17 protein-coding genes are annotated in these 19,027 nt (G+C 37.1%); all 17 read right to left on the reverse strand.

The genetic code is table 11. The features are described from left to right. Window positions 1-126: 126 nt before the first annotated feature. A complete protein-coding gene (ftsH, locus tag K5J94_RS01820; protein ID WP_159561425.1) occupies window positions 127-2,106 on the reverse strand; it encodes an ATP-dependent zinc metalloprotease FtsH in 1,980 nt (659 codons plus the stop codon). Window positions 2,107-2,128: 22 nt separating this feature from the next. Then, window positions 2,129-2,671 (reverse strand): hypoxanthine phosphoribosyltransferase, encoded by a 543-nt coding sequence (gene hpt / locus K5J94_RS01825; protein ID WP_221913298.1) that lies wholly within the window; start codon window positions 2,669-2,671, stop codon window positions 2,129-2,131. Window positions 2,672-2,675: 4 nt separating this feature from the next. Continuing rightward, entirely contained in the window at window positions 2,676-3,959 is a 1,284-nt protein-coding gene (tilS, locus tag K5J94_RS01830) for a tRNA lysidine(34) synthetase TilS (RefSeq protein ID WP_408022838.1), read from the reverse strand. Then, window positions 3,956-5,242 carry a serine hydrolase gene (locus K5J94_RS01835; protein WP_221913302.1) on the reverse strand — a complete coding sequence of 429 codons (1,287 nt, stop codon included), beginning with the start codon at window positions 5,240-5,242 and terminating at the stop codon, window positions 3,956-3,958. Before K5J94_RS01835 ends, tilS begins: the two co-directional genes overlap by 4 nt. Before the next feature lie 12 nt (window positions 5,243-5,254). Continuing rightward, window positions 5,255-5,374: an SP_0009 family protein gene (locus tag K5J94_RS09455; RefSeq protein ID WP_159581138.1), complete on the reverse strand. Its 120-nt coding sequence runs from the start codon at window positions 5,372-5,374 to the stop codon at window positions 5,255-5,257. A gap of 2 nt (window positions 5,375-5,376) precedes the next feature. After that, complete coding sequence (locus K5J94_RS01840) at window positions 5,377-5,748, reverse strand: FtsB family cell division protein (RefSeq protein ID WP_159545513.1); 372 nt, start codon at window positions 5,746-5,748, stop codon at window positions 5,377-5,379. After that, the gene (locus K5J94_RS01845; protein WP_159545511.1) at window positions 5,735-6,007 is read right to left on the reverse strand and encodes an RNA-binding S4 domain-containing protein; all 273 of its coding nucleotides are present in this window, start codon (window positions 6,005-6,007) and stop codon (window positions 5,735-5,737) included. The genes K5J94_RS01840 and K5J94_RS01845 overlap by 14 nt, the downstream gene beginning before the upstream one ends. 28 nt (window positions 6,008-6,035) lie before the next feature. Next, window positions 6,036-7,547 carry an oligosaccharide flippase family protein gene (locus tag K5J94_RS01850; protein WP_221913304.1) on the reverse strand — a complete coding sequence of 504 codons (1,512 nt, stop codon included), beginning with the start codon at window positions 7,545-7,547 and terminating at the stop codon, window positions 6,036-6,038. Further along, window positions 7,501-11,010: a transcription-repair coupling factor gene (gene mfd, locus K5J94_RS01855; protein WP_221913306.1), complete on the reverse strand. Its 3,510-nt coding sequence runs from the start codon at window positions 11,008-11,010 to the stop codon at window positions 7,501-7,503. The genes K5J94_RS01850 and mfd overlap by 47 nt, the downstream gene beginning before the upstream one ends. 2 nt (window positions 11,011-11,012) lie before the next feature. Next, window positions 11,013-11,582, reverse strand: coding sequence for an aminoacyl-tRNA hydrolase (gene pth, locus K5J94_RS01860; protein ID WP_221913308.1), 570 nt, complete (start codon window positions 11,580-11,582; stop codon window positions 11,013-11,015). A 70-nt stretch (window positions 11,583-11,652) separates the two neighbouring features. Continuing rightward, a complete protein-coding gene (ychF, locus tag K5J94_RS01865; protein WP_159545503.1) occupies window positions 11,653-12,768 on the reverse strand; it encodes a redox-regulated ATPase YchF in 1,116 nt (371 codons plus the stop codon). A gap of 254 nt (window positions 12,769-13,022) precedes the next feature. Continuing rightward, a complete protein-coding gene (locus tag K5J94_RS01870) occupies window positions 13,023-14,285 on the reverse strand; it encodes a transposase (RefSeq protein WP_221912573.1) in 1,263 nt (420 codons plus the stop codon). Between the two features lie 190 nt (window positions 14,286-14,475). After that, window positions 14,476-14,880, reverse strand: a complete 405-nt coding sequence (locus tag K5J94_RS01875; RefSeq protein WP_159545501.1) for a helix-turn-helix domain-containing protein — start codon at window positions 14,878-14,880, stop codon at window positions 14,476-14,478. 124 nt (window positions 14,881-15,004) lie between these two features. After that, the gene (locus K5J94_RS01880; RefSeq protein ID WP_159545499.1) at window positions 15,005-15,202 is read right to left on the reverse strand and encodes a DUF951 domain-containing protein; all 198 of its coding nucleotides are present in this window, start codon (window positions 15,200-15,202) and stop codon (window positions 15,005-15,007) included. A 100-nt stretch (window positions 15,203-15,302) separates the two neighbouring features. Then, a complete protein-coding gene (gene dnaN / locus K5J94_RS01885; RefSeq protein ID WP_159548266.1) occupies window positions 15,303-16,439 on the reverse strand; it encodes a DNA polymerase III subunit beta in 1,137 nt (378 codons plus the stop codon). Between the two features lie 153 nt (window positions 16,440-16,592). Next, window positions 16,593-17,951, reverse strand: a complete 1,359-nt coding sequence (dnaA, locus tag K5J94_RS01890) for a chromosomal replication initiator protein DnaA (RefSeq protein WP_159563854.1) — start codon at window positions 17,949-17,951, stop codon at window positions 16,593-16,595. 233 nt (window positions 17,952-18,184) lie between these two features. After that, window positions 18,185-18,961: a ParB/RepB/Spo0J family partition protein gene (locus K5J94_RS01895; protein WP_221913311.1), complete on the reverse strand. Its 777-nt coding sequence runs from the start codon at window positions 18,959-18,961 to the stop codon at window positions 18,185-18,187. Window positions 18,962-19,027 lie beyond the last annotated feature (66 nt).

Consider the following 19,027-nt stretch of genomic DNA (forward strand, 5'->3'; position numbering starts at 1 on the left):
TTATTTACTAAGTTTATCATAGTTACTAATGATTGTAAATTTCATCTCCCTAATTGATTGCAGTTAGTCACTAACTAAAAAAGTTAAGCTGAGCTACCTCAAACTTAACTTTTTATATAATCATTATTATTCAGCAGATTTTGATTCGGTCATTTTATCTTTTACTTCATCATATGATAATGCATGAACATCATCATTTTCTAAATTGTTCTCCTCTGGCATTTTACCCGTTTCATAAATAGATCTAATTTGCGCTGCATCAAGTGTTTCATATTTAAGAAGCGCTTCTGCAATTAATTTATGTGTTTCACGATTTTCGTTGATAATATCAGCTGCTTGATTACGAGCTTGGTTAAGGAGTTCTCTGACTTCATCATCAATGAGCTGGGCAGTTTGAGCTGAGTAGGATTTTTCAGCTGACATTTGTCCTGGCATCATGGCATGATTACCTTCATATTGAACAGGGCCGAGTTTATCACTCATACCATATTCTGTAACCATTGCCCGAGCCATTTGCGTTGCTTGCTCAAAGTCATTTGATGCGCCAGTGGTTTGAGCATTAAAAATAATTTCCTCAGCGACACGTCCACCCATAAGGCCAGCTAGCTGTTCTTTTAAATCACTCTTAGAAAGTAAGTTTTGATCTTCCTTAGGAAGAGCAATCATATAACCACCAGCTCGACCACGAGGAACAATGGTTACTTTATGAACAACACGCGCATTGGAAAGGACTAAACCAACAATGGTATGTCCAGCTTCGTGGTAGGCAACCATTTCACGTTCTTTTTGAGAAATAGTTCGATCTTTCTTAGAAGGACCAGCTATAACTCGATCTTCTGCTTCATCAATGTCACTAGCGTCAATTTTTGTTTTGTTACGACGGGCAGCAACAAGAGCGGCCTCATTCAGTACATTTTCAAGATCAGCCCCCACAAAACCAGGAGTTTGTTGGGCAACAACTTTCAAATCCACATCTTCTGCCATTGGTTTATTTTTAGCATGAACGCGCAAGATTGCTTCACGTCCTTTAACATCAGGTTGACCTACTAAGACTTTTCGGTCAAAACGTCCTGGACGTAGAAGCGCTGGGTCTAAAACGTCACTACGGTTTGTTGCCGCAATAACGATAATGCTTTCATTTCCTTCAAAACCATCCATTTCAATGAGAAGCTGATTGAGGGTTTGCTCCCGTTCGTCATTACCGCCGCCCATTCCGGCGCCACGGCGACGTCCCACAGCATCAATCTCATCAATAAAAATAATAGCACGTTCGGCTTTTTTAGCATCCTCAAAAAGCGAACGAACACGGCTAGCACCGACTCCGACAAACATTTCCACGAAGTCTGATCCAGAAATACTAAAGAAAGGAACGCCAGCTTCACCCGCAACAGCTTTCGCAAGTAGGGTTTTACCTGTTCCTGGAGGGCCCTCTAGTAAAACGCCAGATGGGATGCGTGCACCCAAAGTGGTATATTTTTTAGGATTTTTTAAGAAGTCAACAACTTCTACCAGTTCTTGTTTTTCTTCTTCAGCACCAGCAACATCGGTGAAACGAACTTTTACATCTGATTTTGATTGAGATTTGGCTTTGTTTTTACCAAAACTCATCGCACCTCTGGCACCACCGCCGCCTTGGTTCATCATCATAACCATAAAAATGGCAAAGATGACAATGGGAAGGAAACTAACTAAGAAGGAAATCCAGGCACCACTTGAGCTTTCTTGCTTAACAGTTATTTGTGTCCCATTTTTATTAGCAACATCTGTTATTTCTTTTAGCGTCGAATCATTTGCCAACACTAATGAGGTAAATTCATTAACTGTAGTGGTTGCTGATCCACCAAGAAATGACAAACCTTCATTTACCGAAACTTTTTGAGGGGTGGTATATTTACCGCGTACTTCAATGATGCTTCCACTTGGTTGGTAAGTAATATTTTTAACATCACCAGCCTTAATGTGTTTAACAAGTTTACTATAGTTAATTTGCTGGCTTTGTGTACTCGTCCCTTTTACGTAATATTGAAAACCAGTGATAATGACCACAATCAATAGAATATAAATGAACGAGTTTTTTACAAAGCCGTTATTTTTATTATTTTTCATAAAGTATTAATTGACCTTTTTTCTAGTTAGTATAGACTTCTTCCTTTAAGACACCAACGTATGGAAGATTACGATACTTTTCTGCATAATCTAAACCATATCCTACAATAAATTCATTTGGCACATCATAGCAAACATAGTCCGCTTCAATATCAACGACACGCCCCTCTGGTTTATCAAATAATGTGGCAATTTTTACAGAATTTGCTTTACGGTATTTAAACATGTCTCGCAGATATTTTAAAGTACGACCAGTATCAATAATATCCTCAACAAAGATAATATCTCGTCCTTCAATATTAGTATCTACGTCTTTTAAAATTTTCACTTCACCACTGCTGGAAGTCCCACCATGGTAGCTAGAAACCACCATAAAGTCAATTTCAACATGGACGTCAATGTGCTTCATTAATTCGACCATAAAAGGAACAGAGCCTTTTAAGACTCCCACCATTAAAGGATTTTTTTCCTGATAATCTTTAGTGAGTTGTTGTCCTAATTCTCTCGTTTTAACGATGATATCTTCTTCAGAATAGAGGACTTTTTTAATATCTTGCTCAAGCATGATGTCACCTTTTCTCTATTTTTGCAATATACAACTTGCCCAACATTATATCATGATTAGCTGCTTTTCTCAAATATGTTTCACCATTCACTAATATAAATATGACTTGACCATTTTGCTCACCGATAATTGCTCTTTCACGCGCCTTCTGTGGAATTTTGTTATCAATAAATAGGCGCCGCAATTTTTTAGTAAAGGTCCCAAAATTAATACTATCCCCCGCTTGCCTTCTTCGTATAGTCACTGAAGAAAGACTATATAATGGAATCATAGTATCATATGCTAAGCAAGGTTCAAAAAGGGAATAGAAAAACTGATACCCTAAATAGTCTGTAGCACTGTTACAGTTTAACACAATTGGAGACAAGTCTTTATCAGTCTTGGGAATGATTTTAGCAATTGTAAATGTATGTTCATCAATGCTTAATGCATAACCTCCTTTAAGCGGATAAGTACCACACTTGTGATGTTGAAGCAAGGTTAAAACCGTGTCAAACTGAGACTTAGCTAAATTCAAATGGCCAATTTTTGCAATATAATCTTGCAAAAGAAAATACTGAATAGCCGCTGGTTGTTGAAGAAAACTTGCCATATTTGTAATTGGTATATCTGCTGTTAAATAGTGAAAGGCTTCATTTAAGAGACTTATCTCACTTGCGACCTCTGATAAGGCTTTAACAAGTTGGGGGTTTTCCTTTGTTAATTCAGGCAGTAACGACTGTCGGATCCGATTACGGAAATAACTGTGGTCAGAGTTACTCTCATCCTCAAAATGATAATAGCTTGGCAGCTCCTTTTTTCTAAATGTCAAAAAAGGACGGATCAGTTCGCCAGACGCAAAAGCTTGAACAGGTCTGATTCCTGCTAGATGCCGAAGCCGGCTTCCTCGAATTAGTCGCATTAAAACTGTTTCAGCTTGATCATCCATATGATGGGCTGTTACCAAAGCTGTGTACTGTTCTTTTTCCATGATGGAGGCAAAAAAATGATACCGAAAGTCTCGTGCTCTTTGCTCTGTAAACAAACCAGAAAAGTAGCCTACATAGATCGGAATCTGATTTTTTTGGGCCCAAGAACGTAGATAAGCTTCCTCATCTTCAGAAGCAGCGCGTTGCTTGTGATTGACATGCGCAATGCCAATGCTTATACCAAGTTTCGTCTGGTAGCACTGCAATAAATGAAGAAGAGCCATCGAATCTGCTCCACCTGATACAGCTATTAAAACCTTTTGGTGGTTTTTAAAAAATGCATTTTTTACAATATACTGGTAAATTTCTTGCTTCATTATTTTAAAATGGCATAAATATCGTCTGATATAGCAGTTATTTTGTCATAAGAAGAATCATTAGTAAAAATTGAAATAATATAAGGTGATTTTGCATAAACGATGGCGACATCATGCCGGTAATCATAAGCATCACCAATTTTGTGAGCTACTGGCACATCGATATTCTTTGGAATGCGTTGTTGATCAAAATCAGTCTTTGTTAGATAAGTCGTCAATCGTCCTTTTTGATAATAAATAGCTTCCATTAATAGCGCAGCTTCCTTAGCAGAAAGGTCACGCTTTTCCATGTCCCAATAACTCCCAGACAAGGACTGTATGTGATTATGGAAGTCTTTATCATATTGATTAGCCACATAATAACCTAACAAATTAGTTGCGACATTATCTGAATGTTTAGCAACGGCTTGTAAGAGAAAATCAATGGAATAGTTAGCATTATCAGCTTTTTTTGGCATATCACCACTGCCTAAAGGACTATAATCACCATAAAAATGATTAACAGCTTCAATATATTTCAATGTATCCTTACTCTTAATGCTGCCATTATTAAGCTTATGTTGCACATAATAGAGTGTTGCTAATTTTGCAATGCTGGCAGAATACATTGTTTTGTCAGCATTTACCCCTACACTAGCTTGCGTATCTAGCTGCTTCACAAAAATAGAATAATTGGCTTTGTTATATTTTTGATTGAGCAGGTCTTGCACCTTGATCATGCGATTATCAGCAAGAGAAAGGTCACTCTCAGCAATCCAGCCTTTGCCTTCAATGTCGTAGAAGATGCCTTTGGGTGTGGTAGCTACTTGGTCAGCATGTACTTTTTGAAAAGCTTGTAAAGAGGTCCTAACAGAGCTGGTTCCATAAACATAGGGTTGACTATAGACCGTAAAATGCGGCTGTAGCCAAAAATCTTGGGAAATTGATCTTTGTGACACAATAGTATCTTCAGTGACATCCTGTTTGGCAGCTACAATATAAGAGCCATTAGATAGCTCAAAAACGGGAAGTTGCTGACTATTAATCTCCATATTGACAATTTGAAGAGGTTGATTTGACCCTATTATCTCAGATGATAATGTTAAATCAGCATCATGGTAAGTAGTAATATCTTGCTTAGCAGTTGGATTAATAGGAATAGTAGAAAAGTATAGGGTCTGGTTGGCAGCTGTTTGCTGTAATTGGAATAAATTGGCTTGACTGTATTTCGTACCCTTATCAGTACTAATGATTGGAACGGGAGCTAGAAAAAAAGGAATTAACATAACAGCTAATAATTTTTTCATGGTAACTCCCTTCTAGTCATTTTCTTCTTTTGGGTCCTTCTCACGTAAGGATTGATTTTGCTGATGCAAGTCTTTGAGCTTCTCTTCTGAGTGGGCCAAAAAGAGCTCTACTTTTTTTAGAATATCTTCCATATTTATTTTGGTAATAAACCTGGGGTTGGATAAATCGTCTCTCCCTCACGAGAAAGATAGTATTTTGCCCGGGCATATTTTTTGACATAGTCATCGTCTTTCAAACGATTAGCCAATTCCTTTTCTTGTTGTGTATGTCTCTCTAAATCCTTATATTCTTGATGCAGGTGCTTTACTTGCTGAGCCTGTTTTTCAAGTCCTACATAACTTTTAACCAGGTTATAGGTCGGCAGGATAAATAGAAACACCATAACAATTAAAATCCAGCCTAACAGACGGTTGTGTCTATGATGTTCCTCTTCTTCAAATCGTTTTTTAGTATTTTCTTCATTGATATAAGAATTATTTAGTTGAACGATACTAGACTTCTTCATCAGAGTGAATCCTTGTTTCTTTGATTATTTCATACATTTGTCTGGCGTCTTCTTTTTTGGTACTGTCTTTCATTTCCAAAACACGAACACTTAAAAGCTTAGTTCCAAACTGAATTTCAATGGCATCATTGACTTTTAAATCAGTCGAGGATTTCGCTAAAACGCCATTAACCTTAATACGTCCTTTATCTGCTACTTCTTTAGCTACCGGACGACGCTTTATAATTCGAGAAACTTTCAAAAACTTATCTAATCTCATACCTTACCTCACAATCCCTTACATTCTATCATTTTTTAGTGTTAATTGGTAGATAAGACCATAATTTTTGGGGAAAGATCCTTAGGAAAATCGCTAGCGCAACAAAAAGCGCTAATCCTGACAATGTTGCTATTAGAAGTGTGATGAGACTAGACATTCTTCCAACATGGGGTAAAAGGCGAGCTAAACTTATAACAGTCAAAACCATTATCACCAAAATAACATAAAATTTACCATTAGCTAAGCTTTTAAAATCTATTTTGCAATAATAAGCGTACAAGCCTAAAACAACCAGCAAAGGTAAGACAGTCGCCAAGGCACTGCCAACAATGGACCACTGCATGGTCATTGGAACGGTTAACATGATTTTCAAGCCAAGTCCAATTGTTAAAAACAAGAATGACACCACACTATGTTGCTCAATAAACAATTGCTGATGAAAAAATTGTATTAGGCTGGCTAAACTGATGATGATAACATAAAAACTCAATGCCAACCAGCCACGATTATCCTTAAATAAAACAACATTCATTAAAGGTAAGATAGCCAAAAATCCCGCGGTCAAAGTGACATTAAAATAATAAATAAAGGTAAAGAAAGATTGGCTTTTAGTCCGATAAACGTCGCTATTAACAGCATAGTAACGTGTCAACTGAGGTAAAAAACTCGTAAAGAGAGCGGTTGAAAAAATAAGTCCAAATTGTAATAAGGGTTGGCCACGATCATAAATGCCTTTAGTAGTCTCTGCCAAGGCCTCTGACATCCCTTTGGCTATCAGGCTATTTTTAATCACTAAGGCATCAATCAGCTGAAACAATAATAAATACAGGGCATAAAAAATATAAACAAAACTTGAAAGACCCAGCTTTTTTAACACCTGACTTGGCACAAACTTCTGATGAAAATAAGAACTAAGCGAATAAGGACTAGTGAAATAGAAATAGAGTAAAATAACGACACTAGCAATAACATTTCCTGCCGCAGCAACATTGGCAGTAAGATAAATAGTCCAATGAAAGCAATAGTAACAAAGAGCTGCCGCAATAATTATGGCAATGCGAATGGTCTGCTCAAGCACTTGACTCACTGCTGTTGGGACCATATTATCATCTGCTTGAGCTAAGCCACGATAAAACGAGGTGAAAGGAACGGTTAGTAAAACCAATCCACTGATGATAATTGCTGGCGCTAAAGCAGGACTGCCAATACTATTTGCAAGCCATTGATGACATACAATTAAAACAAAAGACAACGCAGCACTCACTAAGAGTTGTAATTGAAATAAGTGTCCTAGCTGCTTTTTTTCTGTAGTTTGAGAGAGACTAGCGACAACATTTGGCAAAGCAGTTAAACTCAAGGTTGTTATAATAGCTAAAAGCGGGTAAATTTGCTGGTAAGCAAAGAAACCTCTATCACCCACCAGGTTTTGATAGGGAATCCGATAGATAGCAGCCAAGATTTTGGACACTAAACCACTAATTGTAATGATGAAGCTAGACTGTTTTGTTAATTGAAGATAGTTTTTTTTGTTTAATCTCACTGAGTGCTTCCCCAAATAGCATTAATTCTTCTAATATCTGATAATCTTTTTTTCCTCTAACATCAAATGTAATTTCGATTTTACCTCGCTGCTCACTAATCGTAGCTTTCAATTGCGTTTTTGATAAGGCCCCAAAATAATCTTGGGTCATAAAATAATGTAAAGAGACTTTTTCAAATCGAACAAAGACTGTAGAACCTCGTTTTTCAATTATTTCTGCAAAAGCAGTGTCCATATACCATTTTAATAAACCAATTTCTAGCAAATAGGCCACTTGATCAGGGTATTCCCCAAATCGATCGATTAATTCATCCTGCAAAGCTTGATAATCTGTGTGGCCTTCTATTTCTCTAATGCGTTTGTAAATATCAATTTTTTGTCGTTCATCTTCAATATAGTCACTAGGTAAAAAAGCATCAATCATAAGGTTAATTTCCACATTACCTTTGAGACGAATGTGCTGTTTACCTTGCTTTTCAGCGATTGCTTGTTCTAACATCTGGGAGTACATTTCAAAGCCGACTGAATCAATAAAGCCGCTTTGAGAAGCGCCCAAGAGATTACCTGCACCACGGATAGAAAGATCGCGCATGGCAATTTTAAAGCCTGAGCCTAGTTCGGTGAATCCCTTAATCGCTTCTAAGCGTTTTTCAGAAACTTCTGTTAAGATCTTATCAGGACGATACATCAGATACGCATAGGCAATGCGGTTAGAGCGACCAACCCGTCCTCGCAATTGATACAAGGTTGACAAGCCCATATGATCTGCATTTTCTACAAACAACGTATTAACATTGGAAATATCCACGCCCGTTTCAATAATGGTAGTAGCAACTAAAATATCATAGTCTCCGTTGATAAAATCAATCAATGTATTTTCCAGTTGCATTTCACTCATTTGACCATGAACAAAACCAATGGAGGCTTCTGGCACTAATTCTTGTAGCTCAGCAACTTTCTTGTCAATAGTGTCAACTTTGTTGTAAACATAAAAAATCTGCCCGCTCCGCTCTATTTCCCGAATAATCGCATCGCGAATAATGCCTAGATTTACTTCCATGACATAAGTTTGCACTGGGTAACGATTGGTCGGCGGTGTTTCTATTACAGATAGATCCCGAATACCTAACATAGACATGTGTAGAGTTCGTGGAATTGGGGTCGCAGTTAGAGTTAGGACGTCAACTTTTGTTTTTAATTCTTTGAGCCTTTCTTTATGTTTTACGCCAAAACGCTGCTCTTCGTCAATAACGATCAATCCTAAATCTGAAAAAACGACGTCTTTTGATAACAAACGATGGGTCCCAATAATAATATCAATGTGGCCTTGCCGAAGTTTATCTAAAGTTTGATTTTGCTCCTTCTTGCTTCTAAATCGGCTCAAAACATCTACGTGTATGGGATAATTTTCAAACCGTTCTCGAAAATTATCATAGTGTTGCTGAGCAAGGACTGTTGTGGGAACCAAGATAGCTACTTGTTTATTATCTTTTACAGCCTTAAAGGCTGCACGCATAGCCACTTCTGTTTTCCCAAACCCAACATCACCCACTAAAAGGCGATCCATAGGACGGTTACTTTCCATGTCACGCTTAATTTCTTTTATGGAGCGCAATTGGTCCGCAGTTTCCACAAAGGCAAAGTCATCATCAAAAGCATGCTGTAAATCATCATCAGGAGAAAAGGCAAAACCTTTTTGTTGGCTACGTTCAGCATATAATTTTAATAAATCATCTGCTATATCTTCAACTTGCTTTGAAACTTTTTGCTTTGCTTTTTGAAAATGCCCATCATTTAGTTTGTTGATTTTAGGCGTTTTACCATCAGCAGAGACATACTTTGATAAGGTTTGGATTTGTTCTACTGGCAACGAAATACGATCATTATTTTGATATTGGATGGTCACATAGTCGCGATGGACGCCCTGGATTTTGATGGTTTCAATGCCCATAAACTGGCCAATACCATGAACACTATGGACAACATAGTCTCCTTTTGTTAGTTCGTCATAGTCTTTAAGCCGCTCAGCATTCGTAATAGAAGTACGACGAACACGTCGCTTGATTTTTTTATGGTAAATTTCCTGTTCTGTGATCAGAGCAAGCTTTTCATCGGCAAAATAAAAACCTGCAGATAATTGACCAACAATAATTTGAGTAGTTTTTGGTTGAATAGCTTTGCTATCAACAAGCGGAATACTATAATCAAAATCAGCCAAATTTTTAAGTAACCGCTCATACCCCTTATGAGAATCAACCTGGATAATAACAGTAGCCTGATTTTTATGATAACGTTTTATTTCATCGATTAATAAGGGAAATTGATTGAAAAATTCTTGCATAGGGTATTGGGTGAAATTATAGATCTTTTCAAACTTAATATTTCCTAATCCCTTATGAAAATTTGAAAAATAAGTAGCTGGTTTATAGCTCCTAAGTGCTTGATAGGAGTCTGCAAAATAACGAAGACTTGACACTGCTTTACCTTGTTGTAAATCTTCTGTTAACAAATGAGCGGTTTCTAAATCAAATGTCGCATTTTTATCTACTATTTTTTGAAAGTCATCAATAAAAATGGGAGTTTCTTTTGGTAGGTAGTCTAACAAAGTCCATTCTTTTACATAAAAAAGGGAACTAAACTTTCTTAAATCCCTATGTTTAAAGTGTTCCTTGCTTGCTGCAAATATATCTTGAAGATAGGTCTTATCTTCTAATTGGCTTAATTGAATTGCTTTTTCAAGTGCCTCTACTCCTCTGATATAATCATCATCCAGCAAAATAAACTCCGTTGCTGGGGTAATCAAAAAGTTCTCTAAAGTTTGAGAGGATTTTTGATTTTCCGGATTAAATTGACGAATGCCATCAATCTCATCACCAAAAAATTCTATCCTGATAGGCCATTCTTGGGTCAGATCATAAATGTCAATAATATCACCGCGTTTACTAAATTCACCCGGATTCATAACTTGATTAACACGTTCAAACCCCATAGCCACCAATTGATGAACCAAAGAGTCAGGATCTAGGTCTAAACCTACTTGTAAATGAGGCATACTATTTAAAAATATCTTAGGATCTGGCAATAAAATACGCGTTCCTACAAGGCTCGTTACTACAACCCCTGATTGGGTAGGATCAAGTAAAAATTGTAAAGCCTGAATCCTTGAAACAGCTTTATCTAGTGACGAAAACAGGAATTCTGCAGCGGCAGCGTCATCTGCAAAAAATGGAAAAACAGCTTTTTCTCCTAGCAATGTCACTAATTCACTAGCTAACTTTTCAGCTTCATTTTGACTGGCAGTAATAATAAGTAATTTTCCTGAAGTGGTACGATAAGCACAAGCTACCGCAAGGGCTTTACTAGAAGCCGATAAGCCTATGATTAATTGACGAGATTTTTTTCCTAATGCCTCTTGCCAAGCTGCAATTTGTTTATTCTGCCTAAATAATTCTATAATATCCATAATTACCCATTGTATTTTTGCATGGTCAATGCAAAGTCTTGTTCTTGTAAATAAAAGTTGACAGCATTGACAACATTTTCTAAAGCAATATCAATCGCAATTGCTGCTTCCTTATCAAATTTTCCTAAGACATGATTGATAACCGTCATATTTTTAGCAGGTCTGCCTATACCGATTTTAATGCGATTAAATTCCTGTGTTCCGACTTGTGCAATGATTGACTTTATGCCATTATGACCACCTGCAGAACCCTTTTGGCGAAAGCGAAGTTTACCAATCTCCATATCTAAATCATCATAGATGACAATCATATCTTTGACCGAAATATTGTAATATGTTAACAGTGCCTTGACAGCTAAGCCACTATTATTCATAAAAGTAGTCGGCTTTACAAAGTAGACTTTTTCCTGATTGAGGAAAGCAGCTCCAACAAGGGCTTTGAACGTTTTATTTTCTGTAAAGGTGACGTCAAGATTATTGACAATGCTGTCAATTGCCATAAAACCAACATTGTGTCGTGTCCCCTCATATTTAGAACCTGGGTTACCTAGTCCCACAATCATTTTTACCATTTTTTATCCTTTCTTAAATAGGAAAAGGGCTGGAAAGTTTTTCCAACCTTTTCATTATTCAATCTTCATCTTAGACATTAAACCGAAATTCCATTATGTCACCATCTTGAACGACGTAGTCTTTACCTTCTTCACGTAGGCGGCCTGCCTCTTTGACTGTTTTTTCTGAACCATAGGTCATTAAATCGTCATAAGACATGGTTACAGCACGAATAAAGCCTCGCTCAAAATCAGAATGAATAATACCAGCAGCCTGTGGCGCTTTAATACCTCGCTTAAAGGTCCAAGCCCTTACTTCTTTTTCACCAGCAGTAAAGTAAGTTCCTAAACCGAGCAGATGATAGGCAGCACGGGTTAATTTATCGACGCCAGACTCTGTTAAACCGATAGCTTCCAAGAATTCTGCCTTATCTTCATCATCAAGTTCTGAAATTTCTTCCTCTGCACGCGCTGAAATAACAACTACTTCTGCATTTTCAGTAGCAGCAAATTCACGAATTTGCTTGACATAGGTAATAGCATCTGGATCAGCAACCTTGTCTTCATCAACGTTAGCTACATAGAGGACTGGTTTTGTTGTCAACAAAAATAATTGCTTGACAATACGTTGCTCTTCTTCTGTAAATGCAATAGTACGAGCCGACTTGCCGTCTTCAAGAACAGGTTTGATTTTTTCAAGAACAGTAAATTCTGCCACTGAATCTTTATCTTTTTGTGTGCGAGCCATTTTTTCAACACGCGCATAACGCTTATTAATAGACTCTAAGTCAGCTAAAATCAATTCAAGATTAATGGTATCAATATCAGCCATTGGATCAACAAAAGCGTCTTCACGGCCCTGTTCACGCATGACATTTTCATCATCAAAAGCGCGAACAACGTGTACAATCGCATCAACCTCACGAATATTTGCTAGGAATTTATTCCCTAACCCTTCGCCTTTAGATGCTCCCTTAACGATACCAGCAATATCAGTAAATTCAAAAGTTGTAGGAACAGTTTTTTTCGGAGAAATCAGCTCTGTCAATTTTTGTAAGCGCTCATCTGGCACCTCAACCATTCCAACATTTGGATCAATCGTGGCAAAAGGATAATTAGCAGCTTCTGCCCCTGCTTTTGTAATAGCGTTAAATAAAGTTGATTTACCAACATTTGGTAAGCCTACAATACCTGCTGTTAATGCCATGGTTACTAAATCTCCGTTCAAAATTTCAATCACTTATATTATATCAAAAAATAGGGTTAAATGCCTACTAACTAAGAAGGAATCATTCCCGTAGTTAATATTGTTGTCCAATTTGTTATAGTCCAAAGGGAGATAATAATGACTTTCCTTGTCTTAACAATTGCTCAACAATATTCACTGATGCCCTTTCTTCCAATTAAATGCAAAAAAGGGCGAAATAACCCCTTGTTTATGTGGTGATTTTTTTGAACCAGTTAAACTACCCAGCTCGCAAGGTGAGTCCTTGTCCCTGACTTGGCTTTCCTTAAGGCAAAGCCGAGCATGACTAAAAAGCTCATGGCAACAGCTAAACTCATCTTCTTTAACCCTCGAATAGTATGGGTCTCAAACCTAAAGTCTCTGTCTAATCGTCCATTCACTCGCTCCACAGCTATTCGCTTCCTGTATAGCCTCTTGAACTTCTTACTATCTCGCGCTACTTGATTAAAGATAATCGGTTCAACACATCGTTTTAAACGAAAAATACAGTTATCTTGATACTTAGGGTGAAAACCATATCGTAAACTATCACTAGAAGAATCATAGCCCTTGTACATGAGCTGAATCGCTTGGCCTCTATCATCTACCCAAAACACTTCTCCTGATTGGTTATAAATCAAATCGGTATCCAAATATTGCCTAGTGCCATTCTTTTTCCACTTATGTGGGTTATCAATGATTGTGACGATATGAGCCTCCTCCAAAAGAGCTTGAAGAGGGCTGCCACTGTAGCCTTTGTCTGCCATTAGGTACTTCCCTTTTTCAAGCGTCATTGGACTGAGGTTCCTGATGAGCTCTTTCGCAACCGTTGGTTCCCCTTTTGAGGCTGGTGTTACTCTCCAAGCCACAGGTAATTCATAGGTCGTATCAACGATAAGATGACAACGATAGCCATAATGGGTTTCTTTAGTTACCATCCCATTTTTATGAGGGCACTGTTTGATTCCACTATCGGCATCTAAATCGGCACGCTTATCTTTCTTTTTCTTATATTTACCATAAGGACTAGCATAGCTATCTATGAATTTACCATCTAAGGCCAAGTTAACACCGAAATTAGGAAGAAGGTCATATAGTTCAGATATGCCAGATAATACCCAGTCCTCAATATCAGGGCAGACCTCTTCCAAGTCCTGGATGAAACGGGAATAAGCAGATTTAGAGGGGGCATGGACTAGTTTTATCGTCCCATTTTTCAATTTAACCCCGTGGGTTTCAAAGCCACAGATTTGACGTAGTTGACTATTCATATTAAGCTGACGAATCAACTGTTGATCGGTTTCCAATTGAAGAACTATTTTAGCAATATAGGCAATGAAATAGGACTGGATGGTGTAATCTTTTCGACCATGTTTTCGTTTGGCTTCTAACTGGTCAAAGAAATCCGTTTCTGGAAGACCATCTAATACCATCAAAATTTTTTCCAAATCACCCAGTTCCTGATCTTCAAAAAGGTTAAGCTGTGTTATAATTTTCATAGTGAGACCTCGTTAATAGAGATTTTTGCTTAAAACTATTATAACGCTTTGACGTTTCATTGAGGCTCACAAAAGGGAAAAATCGCTACTTAACGTGGCGATTTTTCTTTTTGAGGGTTTGAAAAGCTATGATGGCTATGGAATAACTAACTACGGGAATGATTCAAGAAGCATTTTATACCCGAGAATATTAAAATATTATCCAAAAGATAAAAACTATCCAAAATATCAGGATTACAATCCACCAATATTCTGATACAAGGTCAATAAAAATTGCAAGGCCATCACGTTTTTCATATTTTCCTGTCTCTGGATTAATGGCATATTCTCTACCTTTAAGAAGATTCAGGCTGTCATTTTCTAGAATAGTTTCCTTATCTAATGATGACGCTGATTCTTTTCCTCTCACTAAGTAATCAAGTGTCACGTCAAAAATGTCAGCTAGCCTGATTAAATTATCTAAATCCGGAGTGCTATCTCCGTTTTCCCATTTTGATACGGCCTGCCGAGAAACAAATAACTGTGCTGCTAGGGCATCTTGAGATAACTGATGTTTCAATCGTAATTGCTTTAATTGTTCTGCAACTGTTGTCATTAGTTATGATTACCTTTCGTCTTTTAATACCTTTAGAATAACTGATTTTTCAAAGACATACTAGCAATTATTGAAGCAAACATGGGTTGCAAATATGACTAAAATCCCTGGCTTAAAAGGATTTTTACGGTTGCAGCACTTTTTTTAATCTCCGCTCAAAATCATGCCGACTCATCATCACAAAATGCTGACAGTTAGTGCACTGAATTTTAATATCTGCCCCTAGTCGCATAATTTGCCATTCATTTGCTTTTTTTCCAGTTGCCTTAATGATACAAGCATGGGGTTTTTTTAATTCCACAATTGAACCAAGTTGATACATAAGGTCTCCTTACCATGATTAGTTTAGTTATATCATACCAAAAAATAAGCCCCAAGGACTTATTTTTGATATAAGAAGAGTCGTGTTTAAGGGGCTAGTCTTAATTTGTTCTAACTGGCGTAATGAGCTGAATAAAATCCGTTTCTTCTTCACCAGGCATTAGTGTAAATGGACGAACAGGAGAAACAAAACGAATGCGGACTGTTTCACTTTTTAAAGCCTTCAATGACTCAATTAAATAAGTGGGGTTAAAAGAAATGGTTAAATCAGAACCTGATTTTTCTAAACTTTCCAATTCTTCATTGACTTTACCAACTTCTGGTGAATTAACTAAAGCAGTGATGGTATCACCAGCAATTTCAAGCTTAACCGTTCCACTTTGGGTAGCATTTGAAACTAAGAAAGCTCGTTCCATGGCGTAGCGTAAAGCTTGAGTATTAAATACGACTTCGGTTTCAAATTGCTTCATTAACAAACGATCGGTATCAGGATAATTTCCTTCAAGCAGCCGCGTATAAAAGGATATATGTTCACTTCTAAAGAGAATTTGACTAGGTGAGAAGAAAATTTCAACCTGTTCAATATCATCTGTAAAGACGGTGGCAAATTCACGAAGTGATTTACTTGGGATAACCACATCAAAATTACTTGCTGTTTTATCTAAGGTTAAAAGGCGTTGCGACATACGATGCGAGTCTGTAGCCACAGCTTTAAACTCTTTATGATTACTCAAGACCAAGTGCACCCCTGTTAGAATTGGCCGACTTTCTTGAAGACTAGCTGCAAAAGCAGTCTCTGAAATAATCGTTTTTAGCAATTTTGTTTCCAAAACAAGAGGATTTTCAGTTGAAACTTCTTGTAACCGTGGATACTGAACAACATCCTTTCCCTTTAAGGTGATTTCTGATTTACCACTGGTTAACACAACTTGTTGATTTTCAATTTCCTTAAACTCAAGGCTGACATCTGGCATACTAGAAACAATATTGATGAAAAAAGATGCCTCTAATAGAATAGCTCCTGTATCAGTAATCAACAGCCCTGCATTTTCATTACTTACTGGAATGGTATTTTCAATAGATATTTGCCCATTAGATCCTGTTAAGGTAACATCTGTTTGATTAACCTCAATTTTGATAGTAGATAAAATCGGAATAGCATTCTTTGAACTGATAGCTCGTTTAGTAGCACTTAGTGCTTGGATAAATAAAGAGCGATTAATAGAAAATTGAATCATGGGAACTCCTTTAATTATAATATAAATTGTAATAGTAGTAGTAGGTCTTGTGTACAAAGGGGATAAGTAAGCCTAGTATAGTGAGGGCAATGCTTCTAGTCTGTTCACAACTTGTGGATAACTTAGAAGAATTGCTAAGACTTATCAACAGCCCTATTTTATTTTATTTTTGATGGTTTCAATTTCAATTCTAAGACTGTCATCTTGGGCAATCATATTTTTGATTTTATTGAAAGCGTGTAGAACAGTTGAATGATCTCGGCCACCAAATTCTTTTCCAATTTTGGGCAGTGAATTATCCGTCATTTCACGCGCTAAAAACATGGCTACTTGTCTTGCTAAGACAATATCTTGAGTGCGTTTGGTAGCTTTGATTTCCTTTACAGTAACCCCATAAAATTTACCGACCTCTTGTTGAATATCTTCAATTGGGATAATGGTCATTTTTGGTGTGTCTAATTTGCGGGCACGGATAGCTTCAGCTGCAATATCAACGGTAATCACATCAATTTGCTTAAAGTTAGCCACTAGGCTAATGTCTTTTAAAGCCCCCTCTAGGTCACGTACATTGGAATCAAATTGCCCAGCCAGGTAGTCAATGGTATCTTGTGGAAAAGTAAAATGATAGTCTTGAATTTTATTGGTTAAAATAGCTACACGTGTTTCAAAATCTGGTGGTGTGATTTGAACCGTCAAACCCCATTTAAAACGCGTCACAAGCCGCTGTTCTAAATCATTTAGCTGGTCTGGTGTTCGATCACTGGTTAGAACAATTTGCTTATTGTTATTATGCAGAGCATTAAAGGTGTTAAAAAATTCTTCCTGGGTACTTTGAAGGGTTTTTTTAGCTAAAGATTGAATGTCATCAATTAACAACAAGTCCAGGTTTCTGAATTTTTCTTTTAACTCATCCATAGTGTCTAATCGGATATTAGTTACGAATTCATTAATAAAATTTTCAGCAGTAATGTATTTAATGCGAGCATTTGGCCGCTCCAATAAGACAGCATTACCAATGGCATTTAATAGATGCGTCTTTCCAAGTCCAGGTCCACCCCAAATAAATAAAGGGTTATAAGTGGTCCCTGGGGTATTAGCGACAGCTATTGATGCAGCTACAGCCCAGCGATTTTCATCTCCTTGAATGAAATTTTCAAAACTATATTTAGGATTTAAATCGGAAGTCATTAGAGGGACTGGTTGGATAGCCTCTCTGGAAAAAACATGATGCTGTGGTTGGGTTTGTGGATTTAATGCTTCTAAATCATCTTCAAAGACATATTTGACTGAAATTTGAGCATTAAAAATCTCAAAACCGGCTGTCAAAATAACATCTTTTAGATTTTTTTCCCAAAAAAGTTCCTTCATATGGTCTAGGTAAATTGTTGCTACTTGGTTTTCGACATTAATAAGGCGTGCATCAAGCACAAAAAATTCAAAAGTAGCTTGTTTTAATTGGCTTTGTGCAAGCTCTAAGATCCTATTCCAAAACAATTGTTCATTTTCAGTCATTAGGAATTCCTTCTAGTAGGTTATACGTGCTTTATTCTACCACAAAATAAAAAAGTTTTCCACAAGTGTGTGTGGAAAACTGGACTTACTCACAGGATGTGGATAAGTTTTGCACATTGTTATTTATAGTTTTCCACAGCTTGTGGAAAGAACTTAAAAACCACTAGAATCAAGGAAGTAACACCATTCTCTCTGTGGAAAAATCCGTACAAGATAGTAGGCTTATAAACAGTTTATGTCAATTTGTTGATAATTCTGTTCATTTCTTGCTCATTGGCAAAATGAATCGTAATAGCGCCACTTTGTTTTTGAGGATGATAAGAAACAGAAGTATCTAAGCCTAAAGATTGGGCTATTTCTTGTTCAATTGCTTGAATGAAAATGTCCTTAGATTTTACTTTTTTGACCTTTTGATGTTGCTCTCTAATGAGCTGTTCTGTTTGACGAACACTTAAATGATGGCGCCGAATGTTATCAAAAAACAAAAGCTGTTCTTTTTGGTCGTCAACACTTAATAAGGCGCGTGCGTGACCAGAGCTGATTTCTTTTGCCTCCAAGGACTGACTTATTAGTGCAGGAAGTTGCAATAAACGAATAGTATTAGTAATGTAAGGTCGTGATTTGCCCATAAATTTGGCTAATTGCTCATGGGTCATTTGCTTTTTATCAAGAATCTTTTGATAAGCTTTAGCTTCTTCCAACGGGCTTAAATTGCTTCGCTGTAAATTTTCAACAATAGCTTGCTGCATACTTTCAGTGGTTGATAACTGTCTGACAATAGCTGGAATTTGCGTTAAGCCTGCTATTTGAGTGGCCTTAAAGCGCCTTTCACCAGCGATTAATTCATAACCGTATACCTCTGATTTTCGGACCAGGATGGGTTGAATCAGCCCATTCATTTTTATTGATTCTGCTAGTTCTAATAATTCAGCTTGGTCAAATGTTAGACGAGGTTGGTGAGGATTTGCTACAATTTCTTCTACCGGAATATTAATAATTTGTTCAGTCATAAGTACCTCTTTACACTGTAAAAACCTTTACATTAGTGTAAAGGTTTTTAGGATAGTTTGTCAAGC

Origin of the sequence: Streptococcus halichoeri (assembly GCF_019774635.1) — a bacterium.
Lineage (GTDB): Bacteria > Bacillota > Bacilli > Lactobacillales > Streptococcaceae > Streptococcus > Streptococcus halichoeri.

Coding starts and splice junctions, on each gene's coding strand:
- hpt (WP_221913298.1), bottom strand. CDS start 2,671: ATGCTTGAGCAAGATATTAAAAAAGTCCTCTATTCTGAAGAAGATATC.
- dnaA (WP_159563854.1), bottom strand. CDS start 17,951: ATGACTGAAAATGAACAATTGTTTTGGAATAGGATCTTAGAGCTTGCA.
- ychF (WP_159545503.1), bottom strand. CDS start 12,768: ATGGCATTAACAGCAGGTATTGTAGGCTTACCAAATGTTGGTAAATCA.
- dnaN (WP_159548266.1), bottom strand. CDS start 16,439: ATGATTCAATTTTCTATTAATCGCTCTTTATTTATCCAAGCACTAAGT.
- K5J94_RS09455 (WP_159581138.1), bottom strand. CDS start 5,374: ATGGAAGATATTCTAAAAAAAGTAGAGCTCTTTTTGGCCCACTCAGAA.
- K5J94_RS01845 (WP_159545511.1), bottom strand. CDS start 6,007: ATGAGATTAGATAAGTTTTTGAAAGTTTCTCGAATTATAAAGCGTCGT.
- K5J94_RS01875 (WP_159545501.1), bottom strand. CDS start 14,880: ATGACAACAGTTGCAGAACAATTAAAGCAATTACGATTGAAACATCAG.
- K5J94_RS01835 (WP_221913302.1), bottom strand. CDS start 5,242: ATGAAAAAATTATTAGCTGTTATGTTAATTCCTTTTTTTCTAGCTCCC.
- ftsH (WP_159561425.1), bottom strand. CDS start 2,106: ATGAAAAATAATAAAAATAACGGCTTTGTAAAAAACTCGTTCATTTAT.
- K5J94_RS01880 (WP_159545499.1), bottom strand. CDS start 15,202: ATGTATCAACTTGGTTCAATTGTGGAATTAAAAAAACCCCATGCTTGT.
- mfd (WP_221913306.1), bottom strand. CDS start 11,010: ATGGATATTATAGAATTATTTAGGCAGAATAAACAAATTGCAGCTTGG.
- K5J94_RS01895 (WP_221913311.1), bottom strand. CDS start 18,961: ATGACTGAACAAATTATTAATATTCCGGTAGAAGAAATTGTAGCAAAT.
- K5J94_RS01870 (WP_221912573.1), bottom strand. CDS start 14,285: ATGAAAATTATAACACAGCTTAACCTTTTTGAAGATCAGGAACTGGGT.
- pth (WP_221913308.1), bottom strand. CDS start 11,582: ATGGTAAAAATGATTGTGGGACTAGGTAACCCAGGTTCTAAATATGAG.
- K5J94_RS01840 (WP_159545513.1), bottom strand. CDS start 5,748: ATGAAGAAGTCTAGTATCGTTCAACTAAATAATTCTTATATCAATGAA.